This is a genomic window from Mesorhizobium sp. P2_F7 (assembly GCF_056403695.1).
Window position 1 is genome coordinate 148,617 of record NZ_JBFUFA010000003.1, and the last position, 21,355, is coordinate 169,971.

At 63.7% G+C, this 21,355-nt stretch carries 23 protein-coding genes and 1 tRNA gene; 13 read left to right on the plus strand and 11 right to left on the minus strand.

Annotation, left to right across the window (positions count from 1 at the left end; translation table 11 throughout):
• The first annotated feature begins 455 nt into the window (after positions 1-455).
• The 3 genes from mepK to AC1DZ8_RS10480 all read left to right on the plus strand — a co-directional run bounded on the left by mepK (position 456) and on the right by AC1DZ8_RS10480 (position 2,812).
• On the plus strand, positions 456-2,294 hold the full coding sequence (gene mepK, locus AC1DZ8_RS10470) for a peptidoglycan L,D-endopeptidase MepK (protein WP_477401043.1): 1,839 nt from the start codon (positions 456-458) through the stop codon (positions 2,292-2,294).
• A 117-nt stretch (positions 2,295-2,411) separates the two neighbouring features.
• A tRNA-Gln gene (locus tag AC1DZ8_RS10475) sits at positions 2,412-2,485 on the plus strand.
• 132 nt (positions 2,486-2,617) lie between these two features.
• A complete protein-coding gene (locus AC1DZ8_RS10480; protein WP_477303687.1) occupies positions 2,618-2,812 on the plus strand; it encodes a hypothetical protein in 195 nt (64 codons plus the stop codon).
• A gap of 60 nt (positions 2,813-2,872) precedes the next feature.
• On the opposite strand, the gene AC1DZ8_RS10485 is transcribed toward AC1DZ8_RS10480, so the two are convergent.
• Positions 2,873-3,511, minus strand: a complete 639-nt coding sequence (locus AC1DZ8_RS10485; RefSeq protein ID WP_477303685.1) for a 2-dehydro-3-deoxy-phosphogluconate aldolase — start codon at positions 3,509-3,511, stop codon at positions 2,873-2,875.
• A gap of 171 nt (positions 3,512-3,682) precedes the next feature.
• Between AC1DZ8_RS10485 and trhO the strand changes: the two genes are divergently transcribed.
• Positions 3,683-4,615 carry an oxygen-dependent tRNA uridine(34) hydroxylase TrhO gene (gene trhO / locus AC1DZ8_RS10490; protein WP_477303683.1) on the plus strand — a complete coding sequence of 311 codons (933 nt, stop codon included), beginning with the start codon at positions 3,683-3,685 and terminating at the stop codon, positions 4,613-4,615.
• Positions 4,616-4,640: 25 nt separating this feature from the next.
• Here trhO and AC1DZ8_RS10495 read toward each other — a convergent pair whose 3' ends face one another.
• Positions 4,641-5,003 (minus strand): YybH family protein, encoded by a 363-nt coding sequence (locus AC1DZ8_RS10495; protein WP_477303681.1) that lies wholly within the window; start codon positions 5,001-5,003, stop codon positions 4,641-4,643.
• Positions 5,004-5,206: 203 nt separating this feature from the next.
• On the opposite strand from AC1DZ8_RS10495, the gene AC1DZ8_RS10500 reads away from it, so the two are divergent.
• Positions 5,207-5,944, plus strand: coding sequence for a tellurite resistance TerB family protein (locus AC1DZ8_RS10500; RefSeq protein ID WP_477303679.1), 738 nt, complete (start codon positions 5,207-5,209; stop codon positions 5,942-5,944).
• 250 nt (positions 5,945-6,194) lie between these two features.
• Positions 6,195-6,956, plus strand: coding sequence for an SDR family oxidoreductase (locus AC1DZ8_RS10505; RefSeq protein WP_477303677.1), 762 nt, complete (start codon positions 6,195-6,197; stop codon positions 6,954-6,956).
• A 178-nt stretch (positions 6,957-7,134) separates the two neighbouring features.
• Here AC1DZ8_RS10505 and AC1DZ8_RS10510 read toward each other — a convergent pair whose 3' ends face one another.
• Positions 7,135-8,319, minus strand: a complete 1,185-nt coding sequence (locus AC1DZ8_RS10510) for a pyridoxal phosphate-dependent aminotransferase (protein WP_477303675.1) — start codon at positions 8,317-8,319, stop codon at positions 7,135-7,137.
• Between the two features lie 83 nt (positions 8,320-8,402).
• Here AC1DZ8_RS10510 and AC1DZ8_RS10515 point away from each other — a divergent pair, with 83 nt between their 5' ends.
• From AC1DZ8_RS10515 to denD, 4 genes are read left to right on the plus strand one after another with little or no spacing between them, the layout of a single operon-like run.
• Positions 8,403-9,089, plus strand: coding sequence for a GNAT family N-acetyltransferase (locus AC1DZ8_RS10515; RefSeq protein WP_477303673.1), 687 nt, complete (start codon positions 8,403-8,405; stop codon positions 9,087-9,089).
• 10 nt (positions 9,090-9,099) lie between these two features.
• Positions 9,100-10,089 carry a cation diffusion facilitator family transporter gene (locus AC1DZ8_RS10520; RefSeq protein WP_477303671.1) on the plus strand — a complete coding sequence of 330 codons (990 nt, stop codon included), beginning with the start codon at positions 9,100-9,102 and terminating at the stop codon, positions 10,087-10,089.
• A gap of 58 nt (positions 10,090-10,147) precedes the next feature.
• Positions 10,148-10,354, plus strand: a complete 207-nt coding sequence (locus AC1DZ8_RS10525) for a hypothetical protein (protein ID WP_352586290.1) — start codon at positions 10,148-10,150, stop codon at positions 10,352-10,354.
• Positions 10,355-10,367: 13 nt separating this feature from the next.
• On the plus strand, positions 10,368-11,351 hold the full coding sequence (gene denD, locus AC1DZ8_RS10530; RefSeq protein WP_477303669.1) for a D-erythronate dehydrogenase: 984 nt from the start codon (positions 10,368-10,370) through the stop codon (positions 11,349-11,351).
• A gap of 10 nt (positions 11,352-11,361) precedes the next feature.
• Here the strand turns inward: denD and AC1DZ8_RS10535 are convergent, their stop codons facing one another.
• The 4 genes from AC1DZ8_RS10535 to AC1DZ8_RS10550 form a co-directional block, all read right to left on the minus strand.
• On the minus strand, positions 11,362-12,576 hold the full coding sequence (locus tag AC1DZ8_RS10535; RefSeq protein ID WP_477303894.1) for a nickel/cobalt transporter: 1,215 nt from the start codon (positions 12,574-12,576) through the stop codon (positions 11,362-11,364).
• An 8-nt stretch (positions 12,577-12,584) separates the two neighbouring features.
• Positions 12,585-13,253: a DUF1007 family protein gene (locus AC1DZ8_RS10540; RefSeq protein WP_477400855.1), complete on the minus strand. Its 669-nt coding sequence runs from the start codon at positions 13,251-13,253 to the stop codon at positions 12,585-12,587.
• A 167-nt stretch (positions 13,254-13,420) separates the two neighbouring features.
• Positions 13,421-14,320, minus strand: a complete 900-nt coding sequence (locus tag AC1DZ8_RS10545) for a LysR family transcriptional regulator (protein WP_477303665.1) — start codon at positions 14,318-14,320, stop codon at positions 13,421-13,423.
• A 3-nt stretch (positions 14,321-14,323) separates the two neighbouring features.
• Positions 14,324-15,523, minus strand: a complete 1,200-nt coding sequence (locus AC1DZ8_RS10550) for an amidase (protein ID WP_477303663.1) — start codon at positions 15,521-15,523, stop codon at positions 14,324-14,326.
• 539 nt (positions 15,524-16,062) lie between these two features.
• Between AC1DZ8_RS10550 and odc2 the strand changes: the two genes are divergently transcribed.
• Positions 16,063-17,196 (plus strand): ornithine/lysine decarboxylase, encoded by a 1,134-nt coding sequence (gene odc2 / locus AC1DZ8_RS10555; RefSeq protein ID WP_477303661.1) that lies wholly within the window; start codon positions 16,063-16,065, stop codon positions 17,194-17,196.
• Between the two features lie 96 nt (positions 17,197-17,292).
• Complete coding sequence (locus AC1DZ8_RS10560) at positions 17,293-17,862, plus strand: GNAT family N-acetyltransferase (RefSeq protein ID WP_477303659.1); 570 nt, start codon at positions 17,293-17,295, stop codon at positions 17,860-17,862.
• An 86-nt stretch (positions 17,863-17,948) separates the two neighbouring features.
• On the opposite strand, the gene AC1DZ8_RS10565 is transcribed toward AC1DZ8_RS10560, so the two are convergent.
• The 4 genes from AC1DZ8_RS10565 to AC1DZ8_RS10580 all read right to left on the minus strand — a co-directional run bounded on the left by AC1DZ8_RS10565 (position 17,949) and on the right by AC1DZ8_RS10580 (position 20,008).
• Complete coding sequence (locus AC1DZ8_RS10565) at positions 17,949-18,233, minus strand: SCP2 sterol-binding domain-containing protein (RefSeq protein ID WP_454574533.1); 285 nt, start codon at positions 18,231-18,233, stop codon at positions 17,949-17,951.
• A 192-nt stretch (positions 18,234-18,425) separates the two neighbouring features.
• Complete coding sequence (locus AC1DZ8_RS10570; protein ID WP_477303657.1) at positions 18,426-18,974, minus strand: hypothetical protein; 549 nt, start codon at positions 18,972-18,974, stop codon at positions 18,426-18,428.
• Positions 18,975-19,005: 31 nt separating this feature from the next.
• Positions 19,006-19,422 carry a hypothetical protein gene (locus AC1DZ8_RS10575; RefSeq protein WP_477233066.1) on the minus strand — a complete coding sequence of 139 codons (417 nt, stop codon included), beginning with the start codon at positions 19,420-19,422 and terminating at the stop codon, positions 19,006-19,008.
• Between the two features lie 13 nt (positions 19,423-19,435).
• On the minus strand, positions 19,436-20,008 hold the full coding sequence (locus AC1DZ8_RS10580; RefSeq protein WP_477303653.1) for a rod-binding protein: 573 nt from the start codon (positions 20,006-20,008) through the stop codon (positions 19,436-19,438).
• Positions 20,009-20,391: 383 nt separating this feature from the next.
• Between AC1DZ8_RS10580 and AC1DZ8_RS10585 the strand changes: the two genes are divergently transcribed.
• The gene (locus tag AC1DZ8_RS10585; protein ID WP_477303651.1) at positions 20,392-21,348 is read left to right on the plus strand and encodes an alpha/beta fold hydrolase; all 957 of its coding nucleotides are present in this window, start codon (positions 20,392-20,394) and stop codon (positions 21,346-21,348) included.
• Positions 21,349-21,355: the final 7 nt, after the last annotated feature.

Consider the following 21,355-nt stretch of genomic DNA (forward strand, 5'->3'; position numbering starts at 1 on the left):
GGTCTTTGCATTTGTGCATGTCGTTCTCTCAAAACCGGGACCACTTTTGAGCGACATGCATTGAAAATACGAATTCCATAACTTGCCAACGCAAGGCCGGGACCAGCTTGCCAGGCGATAGTCGGCGCTGCACAAGGGGTTGCGGCGGGAATACGGCCGATGCGAGCAGCGCTGTTCACGCATTAAGGCTAACGGTAACAGATCGTGTAGCGGGAAAAGGCTGAATCTTGATCTAAACCAGCGGTTTACCAAGAAATCCTGTGTATTATTTTTGACGGGATATCGCCACGGTGTTACCGCATTTCGGCTTCAATAAGCGATGATTAACCATTAGGATCGATATTCGGATGTGAGAACCACGCATCCGTTTGGGCAAATCCGGGGACAAACGGCAGCCTGCAAGGCCTTTTGATTTGAACAAAGTCGAACGACACAGCGACGGGCGGCACTATCACATTGGCGTCTGGCCGAGATGGCTGGCAGCGGTGATTGTTGCGTTCGGTTTCCTTGCAATGGCCGCAACCGGCGCCAGCGCTGAAACGCGCTCGCTGAAACTCTATCACCTCCACACGCACGAAAAGGCCGAGATCGTCTACAAGCGCAACGGCCGCTACGATCCGGAAGGCCTCAGGAAGATCAACATCATCCTGCGCGACTGGCGTCGCAACGAACCGACCAAAATGGATCCGCGCCTGCTCGACCTGGTGTGGGAAGCCTACCGGCAGGCCGGCGCCACCGATTACATCCAGGTCGTCTGCGGCTATCGCTCGCCGGCAACCAATTCGATGCTGCGCAGCCGCAGCCGCGGTGTCGCCAAGGAAAGCCAGCACATGCTGGGCAAGGCGATGGACTTCTACATTCCCGGCGTGCCGCTGAAGAAGCTGCGCAACATCGGCCTCAAGATGCAGGGCGGCGGCGTCGGCTATTATCCATCGTCCGGCTCGCCCTTCGTTCATATGGATGTCGGCAATGTGCGCCATTGGCCCGGCATCAGCCGCCAGGAACTGGTCAGCCTGTTCCCCAACGGCAAGACGCTGCATGTGCCGAGCGACGGCCGGCCGCTGCCGGGCTACGATCAGGCACTCGCCGCATACAAGGCGCGCAAGGGCGCCGGTTCCCCGGCCATCATGATGGCCAGCGCTGGCGGCAGCACCAAGAAATCCGGTGGCTTCCTGTCTGCTTTCTTTGGCGGTGGCGGCGAAGACGAAGCCGACGACAGCGCCGATGTCGCGACCGCCGCGCCGTCGCCGAGAAGCGACGCGCCGTCGCCGAGAAGCGTGAAGCCGGTCCTGGCTGCAAGGAGCAACGACAACAACAGCAACCTGCCCGGCATCGCCATCGTGTCGCCGCAGAACGCCAAGCGCGCCAATATTCCGCAGCTTGCCGACGACAGCGCGGACGATTCCGAACCGCAGCAGGACACGCCGGAGACGATCATCGCCGCACTCCCGGCCAAGGAAGTGCCACTGCCCGATTTCGCGCCGCGGCCGAAAGCCGATGTCGGCGCGCAGCAGCCTGAGACCGTGCCGTTCGGTATGGCCGATGCCACCACCGAGCAGACGGTGGCGACGGCGCAGGCACCGACCAGCGTGCCGTTTGGCATGGCTGATCCGAACAACGCCGACCAAGGGGCCGACCAGGGCGCTGCAGAACCGGCGCAGGTCGCGGTCAACGTGCCGCTGCCGACCTGGCGTCCCGACCGCTCGTCGCCGCCGGCCGAGCTTTCGTCACAGGACAAGGGTGTGCTTCTGGCGCTGGCCGATACGGCTGCCCATAAGCAGACTGCCACCGACGCCTTCTCGGTGCTGCCGTCGCAGCGTCCGGACGAGGTCAAGGCCGTTCTCGAACAGGCCAGTGCCACCGACGACTATCAGGTTGCCTCGCTTGAGCCGCGCTCGGCGTTCAACGATCCGTCAGGTGTCGATGCAGCAACGCCGCGTGGCGCCATTGCTGCCCGTCCGGCTGGTACCGATCCGGCCTCGGTGATCGGCGCCGGCGTCAAGACGACGCGCAAGGAAGCCAGGGCCTCGGCCCGCGACCTGAAGCCAGGGCCGAAGGCCGTGGTGGTGGCGGCGGAACCGCAGGCGGCGCGCTGGGCGCTGAGCAGCGGCGACACCATCGCCACCGTTTCCAGCCCGACGACTGCGCCGCGCTATGCCTACAACATCGTGCATACGCCGCCGAGCGAGGTCTACACCGCAGGCTTCCAGGCGGACAACCAGATGGCCGATGCCAACCGCTTCACCGGCAATGCCGTAAAATTCCTTTCGGTCGCCCGTTTCCAGACGAAGTAGAGGCCTCGACCGGAACAGACATCAAAGCCGCGCTGGGCAACCTGCGCGGCTTTTTGCTGTTGGCTAAGCTCCGGCACTGGCTTCCAGCGTTCCGGAATGCTAACCACCAGCCTGCATTCCCGCTTCGTCTAATGGTAGGACAGCGCCCTTTGAAGGCGTGAATCGTGGTTCGAGCCCATGAGCGGGAACCAACTCTCCATCCACGGCCCTGGCAGCTATGCCACGCCATCCCTGGCGATCACGCGCGGCTGAACTTCTCGTGAAGCCGGAACGACTGGCCCTTTTGCGGGTTAGGCTGGGTTCGTTCCAACCTGGGGATATCAATGAAAAACATTCTTTTGGCGTCGGCCATCGCATTGGCAACGGTTTCGGCCGCAATCGCCCCGACACAGGCCGCTACCGTCATCATCAAGACGAACAACCATATGCGCATGCATCACAACCACTGCCGGACCAAGTGGGTCACGACCTGGCGGCATCACCAGAAGTTCGTGAAGAAGGTTACGGTCTGCGGCTGACCATTATCCAAGCAGCGAACCCGGTCGGCTCAAGCCGGCCGGGTTTTTAGTGCCTGGCGTTTACTTCTTGAGCTTGCTTGCTTCTCGGGCGAGCGCCTCGATCTCGTCCCACTTGCCGCCCTTGACCAACTCGTCCGGCGCCACCCACGAGCCGCCGACGCAGATGACGTTGGGCAGGCTGAGATAGTCGGCGGCRTTCTTGGCCGAGATGCCGCCGGTCGGGCAGAACTTCACGTCGGCCAGTGGCGAGGCGAAGGCCTTCAGCGAGGCGATGCCGCCGGACTGCTCGGCCGGGAAGAATTTCAGAAAGCGCAGGCCCGCTTCGCGGGCGGCCATGATCTCGCCGGGCGTGATGGCGCCGGGCAGCAGCGGCACATCGCTATCCTTGGCCGCCGCGAGCAACTCGCGCGTGATGCCGGGGCTGACGATGAATTTCGAGCCGGCGGCCGCCGCCTCCTTGAACTGCCTGGCATCGAGAATGGTGCCTGAGCCGACGATGGCGCCCTCGACCTCACCGGCGACGCGGCGGATCGCTTCCAGCGCATCGGCGGTCCTCAGCGTGATTTCGATCGCCGGCAGGCCGCCAGCGGCGAGCGCCCGGGCGAGCGGCACGGCGTCTGCGACATTGGCGATCTTCAACACCGGGATGACCGGCTGGCCGTTGAGCAGCGACAGGAGCTTTTCGGTCTTGCTGGGCATTGGCTTGTCTCTCCGGCAACGATGATTTCAACCGATTAGCAGAAGGCCGATTCCGAGTCCACGAAACCCGGCCTGCCGCGATGTCACATCTGTCGGCCGACCGGCTGAAGGGAGGATGGCTTCTTCAGCGCTGCCTTGAATCCGCTTTGACCACGGTTTAGTGGCTTGGCGATGACACTGTCCAACCATGAACCTGTGCGCGTCGCCGCGCTCTACAAATTTGCAGCGTTGGGCGACTTCGACGCGCTGCGGGAATTGCGCACGCCGCTTGCTGCCTTCTGCTGCGGGCGCGGCATCAAGGGCACGCTGCTTCTGGCGCAGGAAGGCATCAACGGCACGGTCGCCGGCTCGGAGACCGATATCGCCGACCTGATCGCTTATCTCGAGTCCATCGAAGGCCTCGCCGATCTTGAGGTCAAGTACAGCACTGCCGCCGAGATGCCGTTCCATCGCATGAAGGTGCGGCTGAAGCGCGAGATCGTCACCATGGGCGTCGAGGATCTCGACCCGGCGAAGGGCGCGGGCACCTATGTCACGTCGGCCGACTGGAACGCGCTGATCTCGGATGCCGACACCATCGTCATCGACACCCGCAACACCTATGAAGTGTCGATCGGAACGTTCGAGGGCGCCATAGATCCGCGCACGTCGAGCTTTCGCGAATTCCCGGCCTGGGTCGAAAAGCATCGCGACCAGCTCGACGGCCGCAAGGTCGCGATGTTCTGCACCGGCGGCATACGCTGCGAAAAGGCGACGGCCTATGTGAAGTCGCTCGGCTTCGAGGATGTGTTCCATCTCAAGGGCGGCATTCTGAGATATCTCGAAGAGGTTCCGGCCGAAGACAGCCTTTGGCAGGGCGAATGCTTTGTCTTCGACGAGCGGGTCTCGGTGTCGCATGGGCTCACTGAGGGCGAGGCTGAACTGTGCCGCGCCTGCCGGCATCCGCTGACGCCGGAGGACCGGCTGTCGCCGCACTATGCCACCGGCGTGTCCTGCCCACACTGCTACGAGGCCCGCTCCGACGAAGACCGCGCCCGCTACGCCGAGCGGCAGCGCCAGGTCGAATTGGCGCAAGCGCAGGGCAGGGGCCATATCGGCAGTTAGATCGATATTGCTCAGCTGGCTTCGGTCACCAGGCGACGGAGTAGCGGTCGATCACCCATAGCCAGTTGCCATCGGCCTGCCGGCGCGCGACCTCCGAGGTTATCGAGCCATCGGGAAGCCGGGTCGAGGTCAATGCGAGATCGCCATTGATGGCCGCTGGGCGCTGCTCGCCGCGTTGGAATTTTCGCCCGCTTGCGACGAATGTTTCAAACAGGGCGCGGATCGCGTCGTGGCCGCGCGTCAAGTCGGCTTGGCCGGTGTCTACCACCGCATCGGGTTCGAACAGCGCCACCATGCCGTCAATGTCTCCCACCCACTGCCGGTCGATCAGCAGGCGTTCCAGATCCTGCGGATCGCGGGCGGTTTCGCGTTCGGTCTTTTCGGTCATAGCAGGTCCTCCCTCGGCAGTGCGGCGGCAACACTAGCGGAAGCCACAGCCCATTTCGACACATGGTAATGCCGATTTTTTCGAAGGCTGCATCGCTGGCAAAGCGCCCGTCCGTCATTGTAATGTCAACAAGCGGGACCTACGTCTGCAACGTCCAAAACCCGCCTGCACCCGTTTGGCGCGGGCCCTTTTCTGGAGGCACCATGTTCGACCCCAAGAAGCTTCTCGACGACCTGCTCGGCTCGCAAGTCCCCGGCACCACCGGCACCGTCCGCGATAAGGCAGGGCAAGCCGTGCAGATGGCCAAGGACAATCCGCTGGCCGCCGGCGCGCTGGCCGCGGTGCTGCTTGGGACCGGCACCGGACGCCAGGTGACGGGCACCGCCATCAAGCTCGGCGGACTGGCCGCGATCGGCGGCCTCGCCTACAAGGCCTATCAGAACTACAAGGCCGGCAATGCGCCCGAGCAAGCGCCGGCGGCCGGCCAGCCGGAACTGCTGCCGCCGCCCGCCGACACCGCTTTCCATCCCTCGCAGGCGCCGCAGGGAGAGGACGAGTTCACGCTGACGCTGGTGCGGGCGATGATCTCGGCGGCCAAGGCCGATGGCCATGTCGACGACGAGGAACGCGAAAAGATCGCCGGCAAGCTCAAACTCGCCGGCGTCGGTTCCGATGCCGAAAAGTTCCTGCTGGCCGAGCTGGACAGCCCGCTCGACCTCGACACGCTGGTCGCCGGCGCCAAGACCGATGAGCAGAGGCTCGAACTCTACACAGCGTCGCGGCTGACCATCGACCCCGATACGCGCGCCGAACGCGGCTATCTCGACCTGCTCGCAGGCCGGCTCGGCCTGCCGGATGCACTGGTCGACCATGTCGAGGCGACCGTGTCGGCGGCCAAGGTGCCGGCCCCTGCGGGGACCGCGCCGAACCCGCGCTGGTAGGCAGAGCCGCCGGGCCGGAAAAAAGCGTTAACGTCTCGTTTACCGAGGAAGCGCATGATTCTAGCAGTCGGATCGGCTTTTCCTCCTCCCAAGCCCGGTTCAGATCAGGGCGGTCGCCAATGACCGCCCTTTTTGTTCAGCCGATCACCGAGTGTTCGGCTTGCCATGATCCCCGTCATTTGCGATGCCTCGGTGCGTTCGGATGCATCCCGAACTGTGCCCGGGATGCGCGGTGCGCAGGAGCAAAATCATGACAGCCCTCACAGAGAAAACCGCCATCGTCACCGGCGCCGGCACCGGCATCGGCAAGAGCGTCGCCACGGCGCTGCTCAAGGCGGGCTGGAACACGGTGTTTTGCGGCCGCCGCAAACAGGTGCTCGACGCCGCGATCACTGAAGCCGGCAAGACGGACGCCAAGGCATTGGCGGTTGCCTGCGACATCAGCAAGGCCGATCAGGTCGATGACCTGTTCGAGACGGTGGCAGCGGCCTTCGGACGCGTCGACCTGCTCTTCAACAATGCCGGCATGAGCTACAAGTCGACACCGATCGACGAGATCCCGGTCGAGGTCTGGAACGACATTGTCGGCGTCAATCTCACCGGCTCGTTCCTGTGTGCCCGCGCCGCTTTTGGCGCCATGCGCAGACAGAAGCCGATGGGCGGCCGCATCATCAACAACGGTTCGGTCTCGGCCTATGCGCCACGGCCGGGCTCGGTGCCCTATACGGCGACCAAGCATGCCATATCAGGACTGACCAAGACGCTGGCGCTTGACGGCCGGCCCTATGACATCGCCTGCGGCCAGATCGACATCGGCAATGCGCTGACCGACATGGCATATGCCATGACCGTCGGCGTTCCGCAGGCCAACGGCTCGATCGCCGCCGAAGCGGTGATGGACGTCCAGCGCGTCGCCGACGCCGTCGTCCACATGGCCAGCCTGCCGCTAGACGCCAATGTGCTGTTCATGACGGTGATGGCGACGAAGATGCCGTTTGTGGGCAGGGGGTAGGCAGCAAGCCAAAGCGTCGGCGCCGCCCCTCACCTGCCTGCCAGCATCCTCTCCCCGTAATCGGGGCGAGGGGCGCTGTCGCGTAGGTGCGGGGGTGCGGCCAGCTCTTCCCCGTCACTATACGAGGAGAAATGCCCGGCAGGGCAATGAGGGGCAGCGCGCGCTTTTGTAGTAAGCCCTACTTCTTCAGGAACGCCTCGATCCGCTCCAGCGCGCGCAGAATGTTCTCTTCGGAATTGGCGTAGGAGAGCCTGATATAGCCTTCGCCGAGAATGCCGAAATCGGGGCCGCCGATCAGCGCCACGCCGGCATCCTCGAGCAGCGCCGAGGCGAGTTTCTTCGCTTTCCAGCCGGTCTTCGAAACATTGGGGAAGGCGTAGAAGGCGCCCTTCGGCGTGATGCAGGAGACGCCGGGCAGGGCGTTCAGCCCCTCTACCACGACCTTCCGGCGGCGATCGAAGGCGCGCATCATCTTGTCGACATCGTCCTGCGGGCCGTCTATGGCCGCGATGCCTGCGAACTGGCTGGGGGCGTTGACACAGGACCAGCAATTGACCGCGAGCTTGCGCACCTTGTCGTAGAGGTGGGCGCCCTTTTCGCCATTCGGCCAGATCGACCAGCCCATGCGCCAGCCGGTCATCGCCCAGGTCTTCGACCAGCCATTGAGCACGATCAGCCGGTCGCGAATTTCGGGGAAATTGAGCAGCGAGAAATGCGTCTCGCCGTCATAGGTCATGACGTCGTAGATCTCGTCCGACATGATGGCGACCTGTGGGTGTTTCTCCAGTCCCTTGACCAGCTTCTCGATCTCGGCGCGCGGCGTGACGCCGCCGGTCGGGTTGGCCGGCGAATTGAGGATGAGCAACCTGGTCTTCGAGGTGATCAGCGCCAGCGTCTCCTCCGCCGAGAAGGCAAAGCCGTTCTCTTCGCGGATGGGCACCGGAATGGGTGCAGCGCCGGTGAACTCGATCATCGAGCGGTAGATCGGAAATCCGGGATCGGGATAGAGGATTTCGGCGCCGGGTTCGCCGAACATCAGGATCGCCGCGAACATGGTCGGCTTGCCGCCGGGCAGGATCATCACATTCTCGGCCGAGACCTCGACGCCGGTCGTGGTCAGCGTGCGCCGCACCACCGCCTCGCGCGTCGCCAGCAGACCGTTGGCAGGGGTATAGCCATGGTGGCCGTCGCGCAGCGCCTTGATCGCCGCCTCGACAATGTGCTGCGGCGTTTTGAAGTCGGGCTGGCCAATGCCGAGATTGACGATGTCGCGGCCCTGTTGCGCCAGCGCCGTCGCCCTCGCGAGCACGGCAAAGGCGTTTTCCTCGCCGAGGCGGTCGAAGGCCGAAATCGTGTGGAGCATTTTTCCCGTCCGTGTGGTTCTTGCTGTTGGGTCGCGTTTTTGTGAGCGTCTGCTCACAAAAGTCAAACGGATTGGAGTTCTACGTGTCTGAAAATCTCAAAGACTGGCAAGCGCGTCCGCGACCCGAGCGCAAGGCCATCGATGGCCGCTATGCCAGACTGGAACCGCTGAGCGCCGAAAAGCATGGCGACGGTCTCTACGAGGCGTCATCCGTGCCCGACATCGACGGCCGCTTTGCCTGGCTGCCCGACTATCCGCCGCAGACCCGCGCCGACTTCCAGCCCTGGCTGGACAGGGTCGAGGCAAGTGAGGATCCGCTGTTCTTCACCGTCATCGACAAGGCCAGCGGCAAGGTCGCCGGGCGGCAGACGCTGATGCGCATCGATCCCGCCTATGGCGTCATCGAGATCGGCAACATCTATTGGGGGCCGCTGATTTCGAGGAAGCCCGCGGCGACCGAGGCGCAGTTCCTGTTCATGAAGTACATTTTCGAGGGGCTCGGCTATCGCCGCTACGAGTGGAAATGCAACAACCGCAACGAGCCGTCGAAGCGCGCGGCGGAACGGTTCGGCTTCAAGTTCGAGGGCATTTTCCGCCAGCATCTTGTGGTCAAAGGTGAAAACCGCGATACCGCGTGGTACTCGATCATCGACAAGGAATGGCCGGCGCTTCGCAAAGCCTATGAGGCATGGCTCGATCCGGCCAATTTCGATGGCGAAGGCCGGCAGAAGCGTCGGCTCGAGGATTTCCGCGCCGAGTTCGGCGCGTAGGAGAAAACATATGGCGCACAGCCACGATCATGGTTCGCACAGTGCGCATGGACACAGCCATGGCGCCGGTCACGTGCATGGTTCGACCGACAAGAAGCGGGTGCTGATCGCGGCTTGCCTGACCGCCGGCTTCATGGTTGCCGAAGTGCTTGGCGGCTTGCTGACCGGATCGCTGGCGCTGCTGGCCGACGCCGGCCACATGCTGGCCGATTCGATCGCGCTCGGCCTTGCCTGGTACGCCTTCCACCTGGGCGGACGGCCGGCGACGGTGCGCCTCACCTATGGCTTTGGCCGGGTCAAGACACTGGTCGCCTACACCAACGGCATCGCCATCTTCGCCATCGCGCTGTGGATCGTCTACGAGGCCTGGGGCCGTCTGATGACGCCGGCGCCGGTGCTGGGCGGGCCGATGCTGGTGGTGGCGATCGCCGGCCTTCTCGTCAATATCGCGTCGTTCTTCGTGCTGCATGGCGGCGACCGCGACAGCCTCAACATGCGCGGCGCCATCCTGCATGTGCTGGGTGATCTGCTCGGCTCGGCGGCGGCGATCGTGGCGGCGCTGGTCATCCTGGCGACAGGCTGGACGCCGATCGATCCGATCCTGTCGGTGCTGGTCTCGGTGCTGATCCTTTCTACCGCCTGGTCGCTGATGCGCGAAGCCGCCCATGTGCTGCTCGAAGGCGTGCCGGCGAGCCTCGACCGCGACCTCATCGCCAAGGATATTGCCGGCACCGTCAAGGGCGTGCGCGAGGTGCACCACATGCATGTCTGGTCGCTGGACGGCTCCAGCAACATGGCGACGCTGCATGCTTGTTTGAATGATGGCGTCGACCCGCATCAGGCGGTCAGCGCCATCAAGAAGCGGCTCGCCGCCGAGCATGGCATCAGCCACGCCACCGTCGAGCCGGAATTCGGCCAGTGCGCCGACAGCCATGACGAGCACGACCACGATCATGACCACGACCATGGTGCGCCACCGCATCACGGCCATTACCACTGACAGGGAACTTCATGGCATTGGCATCCAGGTTGACGAGCTCCCGCGACGGCGGGACGGCATGATGGATCGCGACAACAGAAACGCGCTGATTGCCGCAGCCTGGATCATGCTGCTGTTCGGCATCGCGGCGTTCTACCTGCCGACGGTGATGCTGGCGCTCGGCAATGTCTCGACCGTCCTTGCCGGCATCGTCGGCATCGGCTTCGTGCTGGCATTCTTTCTGGTGTTCTGGCTGCGCAGCCGCAGCCAGAACAAGGGCAAATAAGAGGCTTTTACAAATGCGCATCCTGATTACTGGTGCGGCCGGCATGGTCGGCCGCAAGCTTATCGCCCGGCTGGCCAAGGACGGCACGCTCAACGGCCGCAAGATCACGGCACTCGACCTGCATGACATCGTGCCGCCGCAGGCGCCGGCGATGGAGGGTGTGAGCATCGCCGCGCACACCGGCGACCTTGCCGAGCCCGGCGCGGCCGAAAGCCTGGTCGCCTCACGCCCCGACGTGATGTTCCACCTCGCCGGCATCGTGTCGGGCGAAGCGGAAGCCAATTTCGATCTCGGCTATCGCGTCAACCTCGATGGCACCAGGGCGCTGTTCGACGCCGTGCGGCTGGCGGGCTTTGCGCCGCGCCTCGTCTTCACCTCGTCGATCGCCGTGTTCGGCGCGCCGTTCCCGGATGTCATCCCGGACGATTTTCATCCGACGCCGCTGACGTCCTACGGCACGCAGAAGCAGATGAGCGAGGCGCTGCTGGCCGACTATTCCAGGCGCGGCTTCTTCGACGGCATCGGCATTCGCCTGCCGACCATTTGCGTGCGGCCCGGCAAGCCGAACAAAGCTGCGTCCGGCTTCTTCTCCGGCATCATCCGCGAGCCGCTCGCCGGGCAGGAGGCGATCCTGCCGGTGCCGCGTTCGGTGCTGCACACCCACGCCAGCCCGCGCTCGGCGGTCAGTTTCCTGATCCATGCGGCGGGGATCGACGGTGCCGCCGTCGGCCCGCGCCGCAACCTCACCATGCCCGGCGTTGCCGTCACCGTCGGCGAGCAGATCGAGGCGCTGGAGCGCATTGCCGGACCGAAGGTCGCGGGCCTGATCCGCGAGCAGCCTGACGAAACGATCTGGGCGATCGTCAAGGGCTGGCCGACGCGCTTCGAGGCGCGGCGCTCGCGGGATCTCGGTTTCAGCGCCGAGAAGAGTTTTGATGAAATCATCCAAGCGCATATCGAGGATGAGCTCGATGGCAAGATTGCGGGTCAGGCCTGACCCGCAATCATCATACGCTGCCGGTCAGGCTCGCCGACAGGAGCAGCAGCCCGAACAGGAAGACGAAGGCGGCGCCGCCGATCTCGACGAAGGTGTGGATGCGGTTGCCCATGCGGCCGTCGCCGGCGAAATAGACCGCCCAGTTCTTGGCCGTCACCGCGATCGTCGCCAGCGCCGAGACGGTGATCGCGGTGCCGATCGACATCGCCAGCACCGACAGCAGGCCGCCGAGCCACAAGCCGTTGAGCAGCGCGAAGCTCAGCACAATCAGCGCGCCGGAGCAGGGACGGATGCCGACGGCGGCCACCGCCGACCACGCCGTGCGCCAGTCGAAGCGGTCGCCCGACAGCAGCGCCGGATCGGGCGCATGGGAATGGCCGCAGGTGTCGCAGACCTCGCCGGCCGCGTGATCATGATGAGCATGGTCGTGATGCGCATGATCGCGGTGAGCGTGGTCGTGATGGGAATGGTCATGTCCAGCATGATCATGATCGTGGGCGCCGTGATCGTGAGGGTGATCGTGCGCGGCATGATCGTGATGGGCGTGAAGCGCATGCGAATGACCATGCGCGGAATGGCTATGGCCCGCATGCGAATGTCCGGCATGCGAGTGGCCACCATGGGAATGACCGGCGTGAGCCGCCGACAGGCTGTAGGCGGGCGCCTTGCCGAACCAGCGCTGGACCGTCGGGCCAAGCTTGCGCCACAGCAGCCAGGCGCCGAACAAAGTGACGAAGACATAGCTCATGATCTCCATGAACCAGGCTGCGTCGGTCATCGAGATGGCGGTGCCGCGCAGGACGAAATACGCAAGCAGCATCACCACGACCGCGGTCAGGCCCTGCAACAGCGCCGAGACGAAGGACAACAGGATGCCGCGCCTGAGCGCCACTTCATTGGCCACCATGTAGGAGGAGATCACCGCCTTGCCGTGGCCGGGGCCGGCGGCATGGAAAATTCCGTAGGCAAAGGACAGGCCGATCAGCAGCCACATCTTGCTGCCGTCTTCGCGCATTTCCTTCATAGCCGCGGCCAGCGCGCGATAAAATTCCTGCTGGCGCAGATTGATCCACATCAGGATGTGGGCGAACGGTCCGGTGGTGGGCGCCATGCCGTCATTGACGCCGATGCCGAGCGAGCTCTGGGCGTGGGCCTGCCCGAGAAAGTGCGTCATCACCAGGGCAGCGGCGACGAGGCCGAATGCCAAACGCAGGGACGGTTTCATCACCGGATCTATCCTTCTGGCGGGCAGTTCAGTTCGAGCTTGGTGGCGAAGATCTTGCTCATGTCAGTGCCTGTCGGGTCGTTGAAGAAGGCTTCCGTCAGGGTCTTCTGGTTTTCCTTGATCGCCTCGTCCGGGTCGGGCCGGATGACCTTGCTGGTGCAGTTCGAAGGCAGGCCTTCGACGGTGATGTTGGAATCCTCGGTGAAATCGATGGCCGTGTAGAAGGTCGGGTCGTAGACACCGAAATCGATCTTGCCGGCGAGCTTGATCGGTTCCTTCGGTTCGGATTCGAACAGGATGATCAGCTGGTCATTGTCGAAATTCGCCATCAAATGCGGCGGCGGCGTCATCGGCACGTCCTTGCCGTCGACGGTGACGAGCTGGAAGTAGTTGAACTCGGCCAGCGAGGCGTGGACGGTGTCGGCAACGTCCTTCAGCTCCTTGTCGTCAAGCTTCAGGTCGGAGTTCTTGTCGAACTCCATCATCACCGTACTCGAGAACAAATCGTCGAAGCGCCAGAGATGGCGCAGCGCTTTCACACTTTGGTGATCCGGCGACAGGATCACGTCGAGGCGAGCCTCGGCGAAGACGTGAGGATGCGCGCCAGCCGCTCCGACGGCGGCAAAAGGCGCCGCCAAGGCCGAAGCCAGCATGATTGCGTGGCGATTCAGGTGCATTCTCGGTCGCTGTTCCATCGGCCTCGGGAAGATTTCGAGAGGTTACCAGAAAGCGGGCGAAATTGGGACCGCTGCCGCGTGTCGCCCAAAAGTGCGAAGCGGTTTTGGGATAACGACACGCGCCCTACAAAACTCAAAGCGCAACGCGCTTTGACAGCCAAGACAGGTCAGGCGCCCTCGCGGTTCTTGAACCACTGCACCAGGAAATCGACGAAAACGCGGACCTTGGCCGGCAGATAGCGGCGATGCGGGTAGACGGCGAAAATGCCGCTGCCCGACTGGATGCGGTCGTCGAGCAAGGAAACCAGCTTGCCCGATGCGAGGTCGGGGGCGGCGATGAAATCGGGCAGGATGGCGAAGCCCAGGCCCGACACGGCGGCAGCGCGTGCGGCCATCGGACTGTTGACTTCGATCGGCCCCGACACGTTGACGCTGACGGACTCCTCACCATCGCCCTTGAAGCGCCAGTTGGCGAGCGAGCGGCCATTGGTGTCGACGATGCAGGGCATGTTGGCGAGATCCTGCGGGCGCGTCGGCTTGCCGTGCCTGGCGATCAGTTCCGGCGATGCGCACAGCCTGACCGAGAATGGCCCCAGGCGCCGGGCGATCAGGGAGGAGTTCTCCAGCCGCGAGATGCGCACGGCAAGGTCGAAGCCCTCCTCGACCAGATCGACGAAACGGTCGTCGAGATGGATGTCGAGCACGATGTCGGGATGCTGCTTGGCGAAGTCGATCAGCGACTGGCCGATCGGCGCGTCGGCAAAGGTACGAGCCGCCGACAGCTTGATCCGGCCGCGCACGTCGCCGGAGGATTCGCGCACCGCGTCGGCCAGGCTGTCGACCTCGCGCACGATTTCCGAAGCGCGGCTGTAATAGGTATGGCCGGCCTCGGTCATCGAGAACTGCCGCGTGGTGCGGTTGAGCAGAAGCGCGCCGAGTTCGTCCTCGAGTTCGCGCACATATTTCGACAGCAGCGCCTTGGAACGGCCGATCTTGCGCGCCGCGGCCGAAAAGCCTTCGGCCTCGACGACGTCGATGAAGGCGCGCATGCGGGTCAGTGTGTCCATGGATCAGGCCTTTCGTGCCGTATCGAGAAGCCGCCGGCCGAGCCGTATCAGGGCAATGTCGCTGCCGGGAGGGCCGAGCAGCGAGAGGCCGAAAGGGGCGCCGTCGACCGAGCCCAGGGGCAGGGTGATTTGCGGAAAGCCTGAAAGACCCGAAAGACATAGAAGATGCAAGGCCCTTTCGCGGTAGGCCTGGAGCTGCTCAGGCGAGCTTTTGACCAGAGGGGCGGGACCCGGAACCGTTGGCAGGACCAGGTATCCGTCCTGGCCGAGCAGGGCGGCGAGCTCGGAGCGGAAGGTCAGGCGGCGCACCGCCTCGGCCTGTGCGGTCTTCGCGTCGATTGTTCGGCCGAAGCCGAAGCGCTCCTCGACGCCCGGCCCGAGATCGCGTTCGCCTGACACGATCCAGGCGCCATGCTGCTGCCACGCCTCGGCGGCCTGCAGGCGGCGAAAGCACCAGTAGAGCTCGTCGGGGAAGGAGGCGAAGACGTATTCCACCGGCTTGGGTTCGCCGACGACAGCGGCCGCCAGCGCTCTCATCCTGGCGTACTCGGCTGCCTCGGCCGGGCCTGCGACGAAGGCATCCAGCCAGCGGATCGAAAGTGGACGGTTCAGCGGATGCTGGTGTGGGTCGCGGCCGAGCAGCAATTTGCCGATCGTCTCATAGGTTTCGATGTCGTCGGCGAACCAGCCGAACGTGTCGAAGCTCGGCGCCAGCTTCATGGTGCCTTCCAGCGAAATGCGGCCATGCGTGGTGCGCAGCCCAATCAGCCCGCAAAAGCTCGCCGGCGCGCGGATCGAGCCGCCCGTGTCGGAGCCGGTGGCAATGTCTGCAAGCTTGCCAGCGACCGCCGCCGCCGACCCGGAGGACGAGCCGCCGGTGACGCGATCGGGTGCTGCCGGGTTCACTGGAAACGGAAAATGCGCATTCTGGCCCATCAGCGAGAAAGCGAGCTCATCGGTCTGCGTCTTGCCGATGAAACGCGCGCCGGCGTCGAGAATCATCTGTACGGCGGGCGCCGTGCTCGAAGCAGCGTGCGCTTCGGCAAACTTCACCAGATTGCCGCAACCGGTGCGGTAGCCGGCGACGTCGTAAATGTCCTTCACGGCAAGGCGCAGCCCGGCCAGCGGGCCCAGTTCCGCATTGGCGACCGGCATGCGGCGAAGGTCGAGGAAGGCGTTGAGCGGGCCGTGCGTCCCTGGCATCGTTCGATATCCGTATACGGTTGGCGCAGCATTGTTCGATGCCAGAAATTTTACAACCTGGGATACGATTTTTATTGATTGTGAAATCTTTCGATCTTATATCGCGCTTGCCCAAAGTCGCACGTGCCTGTGGGTGTCCGCCGATCCTCGAATGGTGAGGGAAATCGGTAAGGTAACTGGAGCCAACCCCTCCAGTCGGTCTAGCGGCCAACCGCCAGCCCGAGGACACCTTGAAGCAACGACGGTGCGGGCCTTTCTGGTTCTCTTCCGGTTGTCCAAAGACCGGGGTTACTAAAGAGGCACACCTTCATTGCCGGCAGTGCGGACGGGTCTCCCATCCAAGCCAAGGCAGACAAAGCGAACCGAGGCCGGGCAAGGCCAAGGTTCATCGCCGCGAGACGGCGTTTCATGGTTCCGGGGTCTCCACCGGCTGGTTCCATGAATTCGACGTCCCGCCTTTGTTTGACCGCGTGTTCGCGAGGCCGACGGCCCGCGTCCGCACCCTTGTGCGCGCCGAAAGGCGCGATGGAGAGACCCCGATGGCCACCCAGCGCATCCTTGACTTCCTCGCCACCCGACGTCCGTCCGGCCCCTGCCTCGTCGTCGACCTCGATGTCGTGCGCGACAATTTCCGCGCCTTCGAAAAGGCGCTGCCCGATTCCAAGATCTACTACGCGGTGAAAGCAAACCCGGCGCCGGAAATCCTGCGCCTCCTTGCTGCGATGGGCTCGTCCTTCGACACCGCTTCCGTTGCCGAGGTCGAGATGGCGATGGACGCCGGTGCGCCGGCGGACCGCATCTCCTTCGGCAACACCATCAAGAAGGAGCGTGACATTGCACGCGCCTACCAGTTCGGCATTCGCCTGTTCGCGGTCGACTGCGTCGAGGAAGTCGACAAGATCGCCCGCGTCGCTCCCGGCGCCCGCGTGTTCTGCCGCGTCCTGACCGACGGCGAAGGCGCCGAATGGCCGCTGTCGCGCAAGTTCGGCTGCGTGCCGGCGATGGCCGTCGACGTGCTGCGCCATGCCAAGACGCTCGGCCTCGACGCCTATGGCGTGTCTTTCCATGTCGGCTCGCAGCAGATCGACCTGACGGCATGGGACCGTGCGCTGGGCGACGCCAAGAAGGTGTTCGCGACGCTCGCAGACGAAGGCATCGTGTTGAAGATGGTCAATATGGGCGGCGGATTCCCGACGCGCTACCTGCGTGACGTGCCGGCGGCTCAGGCTTATGGCCAGGCGATCTTCTCGGCGCTGCGCAAGCACTTCGGCAACGCTATCCCGGAAACCATCATCGAGCCGGGCCGCGGCATGGTGGGCAATGCCGGCGTCATCAAGTCGGAAGTCGTGCTGATCTCCAAGAAGGCCGACAACGACAATGTGCGCTGGGTATTCCTCGACATCGGCAAGTTCGGCGGTCTGGCCGAGACGATGGACGAGGCGATCCGCTATCCGCTCGTAACTCGCCATGACGGCACCGAGACCGCGCCTTGCGTGCTCGCCGGCCCGACCTGCGATTCGGCCGACGTGATGTACGAGAAGACGCCGTACCCGCTGCCTCTGTCGCTGACCATCGGCGACGAGGTGCTGATCGAAGGCACCGGCGCCTACACGACCACCTATTCGGCGGTCGCCTTCAACGGCTTCGAGCCTCTCCGATCCTACGTGATCTGACGGTTCGAAAGAACCGATCAGATCATCCCAGGTGGGCGTCAGTCGCCCACTTGGGTTCGCCTGTGGAACAAGCTCCGCTCGTGAAGGATCGCGGAAATGAAAATGCCAGTTGAAATCGTGGACCCCTTGCCGGTCCTTGCCATCGTCGCCGAAACCCCTGCCGATGTCGCGGCGCGTGAAGCGTTGCTCGACCGCGCCATGGGGCCGATGCGGCGCAAGAAATCGTCGGAGAAGCTGCGGCGCGGCCGCCGGCCTTCCGAAGGCCTCGCCTTTGTCGTGCGCGATGCGGCCGGCGCGGTGGTCGGCACCGTGCGGTTGTGGGATGTGCGCCTGGGCGAGGGCGGTCCGGTAGCGCTTCTGCTCGGCCCGCTCGCCGTCGATCCGGCCCTGAAGAACGCCGGCATCGGCTCGGGGCTGATGCGTCACGCCCTGGCCGAGGCCGAGCGTCTCGGCCATGCGGCGATCCTGCTGGTCGGCGATGCGCCTTACTATGGTCGCTTCGGCTTCTCGGCTGACAAGACCGGTTTGCTCGCCATGCCCGGCCCGTATGAGCGGCACCGCCTGCTGGCGCTGGAGCTGGTCGAGGGCGCACTCGACGGTGCGCATGGCACGCTGAAGGCGGCTGGGCGCAAGCCCAAGGCGCTGCCGCTGACCTTCGCGGCGTAAAGCCTTCGGCTTTCCGCGGCGCAAAGCCTGGGGGTCGACAAAAGCAAAACGGCGCCGATGGGCGGCGTTTTGCTTTTGCGACGGGATTAGCCGAGCAGCTGGCTGAGCGCCATGGCGACCGTCATGTCGCCTTCGACCTTTATCTTGCCCGACATGAAGGCCATGGTCGGGTTGAGGTCGCCGGCGATCAGCGAATCCAGATCGTCGAGCGACAGCTTGACGGTGCAGTCGGTCGGAGCGTCGGTGGTCGAGACGGTCGCGCCGTCGATAACGATGACGCCGTCGCTGCCGGTATCGAACTTCACCGAATGTTCGAACCCGGCGCTCGCCACGCGCGACTTCATCTTCTCGGCAATCTCCTGAACGCTCATGACTGTTCTCCTCGTCTCGTTGCGTTTTGCCACGCGGACCGGCCTCTGCCGAAGTCGCCGTCGCGCGTGCCGCGATCCTGGTCGCTTGGCGCATATAGCTTCGAGTTGACGTAAACGTCAACGCGGTCGCGATGCGTCATCTCGTTTCAGTCGGAAGGAATGCGGCAGAGAAATATTCGCCCTGCGGCGGGGTCAGTGTGCCGCGGCCGGTTTGGCTGGCTCGGCCTGGGCGGATTCCGCCGCAGCCGGCTCGGTCGGCGTGGCCGGGTCCTTGCGACGGCGCATGGCGTTGTCGCGGATCTCGTCCTTGGTCAGGAAGTTGACCTGGTCGATCAGCACTTCATGCACCAGGTCGGCGCCGACGCGTGTGTTGACGGTGTCGCGTATGGCCGTGCGGAAGGCGTCGAGATCGATGGTTTCCTTCTTGGTGAAGTCGATCTGCGGGTTGGAGTAGAGATAGGAATAGACTTGATCGGTCATCAGCGCTTCGGCCGGGATCGACATCTTCTTTATCTCGGCCGGCTCGACCGTGTAGACGAGCTTGGTGAGGAAATAGCCGTCGATCTTGGAATTGCGGATCAGCGGCACCGAGATGACGTCGGTCTTGACGTAGTCGAGACCGCCCAGCATCGGCTTCGGCGTTTCGCCGACGCCGCGCTCGCCGGCTGCCTGGAACGAATAGAACACGGCGCCGAGCGTAGCGGCGCAGATCCAGATCGCGGCGGCGATGAATTTGATCACCGGCTTTTCCCGCCAAGTCTTACCTGGAACATCAGCTCGCCCATCCGAATTCACCGGCAGAGTAGGTACCGTCGGCTTCGGCGCGCTGGATGGCGTTCTTCAACAGCGTCGCGACCTCGTTGACTGCGTTGAGGTGGGCGAGGATCGCCGCCTCGTTCTTGGCCAGCTTCTGCCGCAGCCGCGCCAGGCTATCGCGATGCTCTTCCAGGAATTCGATCTCGTTGGCGCCCTTCATGGCGCGGGTCAGCTCATAGAGGTAGCGGCTCTTGCGGGCGTTGGAGGCCTTGAGGTCATAGCTGGTGTCGTTCTTCAGGCCCGCCGTCTCTTCCTCGACCGCCTCCTCGATGCGGCCGATGATGGCGGCAAGGTTGCCCGGCCGTGCAAAAGGGATCGGCGCCTCGGAAGTACGCGCCGGCAGGTTGGAAGAGAATTTTGAAAAATCGGCCATTGAAAATCCTGGTCTAGATCTTGATGTCGGTTTTGATGGTCGTCTCGTCGCCGGTCATCGACCGTGCGACCTTGCGCTGCAATTCCTCGACCAGCGAGGTGGAGAGCCGGGTCTGCTGGTCGATCTCGGTCTTTTGCGGCCCGGTTGACACCGGTCCGATCGGCACGGTGCGCTTGCCGTCCTTGTAGTGGTCGGCCAGCAGCGACTTGGCGATTCCGATGCCGCCGCGCTCGGCCATGACATCGGCGACGCGCTCGGCGAGCTGCGATTTCCACATGTCGCCGGCCAGCCCCTTGCCATAGACGCCTTCAGTGTCCTTGGGCAGCATGTTCTGGATGAAGGTCTGCAAGACCATCGCCTCGAACTTCTTGAACTTGCTGGCGGGATCGGCGTTCGCCGCAGCCTTGTCGGCGGTGGCGCGGGACAGGATCGAGCCGGCATCGACCGAAGCCGCCATGCCGACAGAAAAGGCGCCGCCAACGCCGTTGGCCCGCTTGGTGAGCGCGGCACGGGCAGCCTCGATGTCCGTCGGGTCGACGGCTCGGGCAACATCGAGAACGATGTCACTGGGTGGAGAAATCGCCAAGAAAGTCCGCCTCTTTGCCGGGTTTCCTGAAACGACCATGCCGCAACAAGCTTGTGGCAGGCTTGCCAAGAGAGCAGAGGCGAAATTCGGATGGGGGATCGTCTGCTTTCGCGCCAACTACGGACATCGCCAAGCCACTACTCGCACGTCGCGTTTTGGCCGAGAGCTGCCCGTCGGGTTCTAAAGAGCTGGGGCAAAACCCGTCGTTCCGCTTCTGCCATAGTTTGATCTTGCCATCGCGCTTTACACCTCGGCAAATAAGGATATTGTATATCCACAAGGATATGAAACATCCTTAATTGAGCCCGCCTATCGGTTCCAGAACCGCAGTCAGAAGGCCTTTCATCAACAACGCGTCTTACTCACAACCGAAAGCCTGACAAATGAGCAAACCCCTTCTCGCCGCCGCCGCTTTCGCCATCCTCGCCCTCAGCCTGCCCGGCACCGCCGCTGCGCAGTCTCCTGTCCCTGCGGCGACGTCGCAGACCGTGATCCGCGACGGAAAGATCGAGGTGAACGGCGTCCAATATCATTATTTGATAGCCATGGGTCGCGGGGAGCCGATCGTTCTGCTCCATGGCTGGGGCGAAACATCCTATATGTGGCGTTATGTGATGCCTGCACTCATCGCACGTGGGCACACGGTGCTGGCGCCCGATCTCCGGGGGTTGGGCGATACAGCGCGGCCGGCCACGGGATATGACAAGGCGAATGTCGCGCGCGACATTCACGCTTTAGTTGCGGCACTGGGGCTGGGGCCGCGCGTCACTGTCGCGGGGCACGATATGGGCGGTATGATCGCTTATGCCTATGCCGCGCAATATCGCGATGAGGTATCGCGGCTCGTCGTCATGGATGTGCCACTCCCCGGAATCGACCCTTGGAAGGATATATCGGCGACGCCCCGAACCTGGCATTTTCGCTTCTTCAACGTGCGCGATCTGCCCGAGATGCTCATCACTGGACGGGAAAGCGAATTCATCCGCTGGTTCCGAAACGTCGAGGCCGTCAATACCAGTGCGCTAACCCCGGAGTCGGAGGATTATTACGCGAAATCCTATGCGCGACCCGGCGCGCTGCGCGGTGGGTTCGAATACTATCGCGCTTTTGCGCAAGACGAGATCGACAACCGCGCTTTAGCCAAGCGGCCGCTGACGATCCCCGTTCTTGGTCTAGGCGCGTCGGGAGGATTGGGGGACACGATCGGTATCCTGCTGCGCAACGTGGCAAGCAACGTGAAGACGGTCATCATCGAGGATTCGGGCCACTGGATCGCCGAGGAACAGCCACAGCAGGTTGTCGCGGCGTTGACCGATTTCATCCCGGCGCCGTCGAATTGAGCCGCCA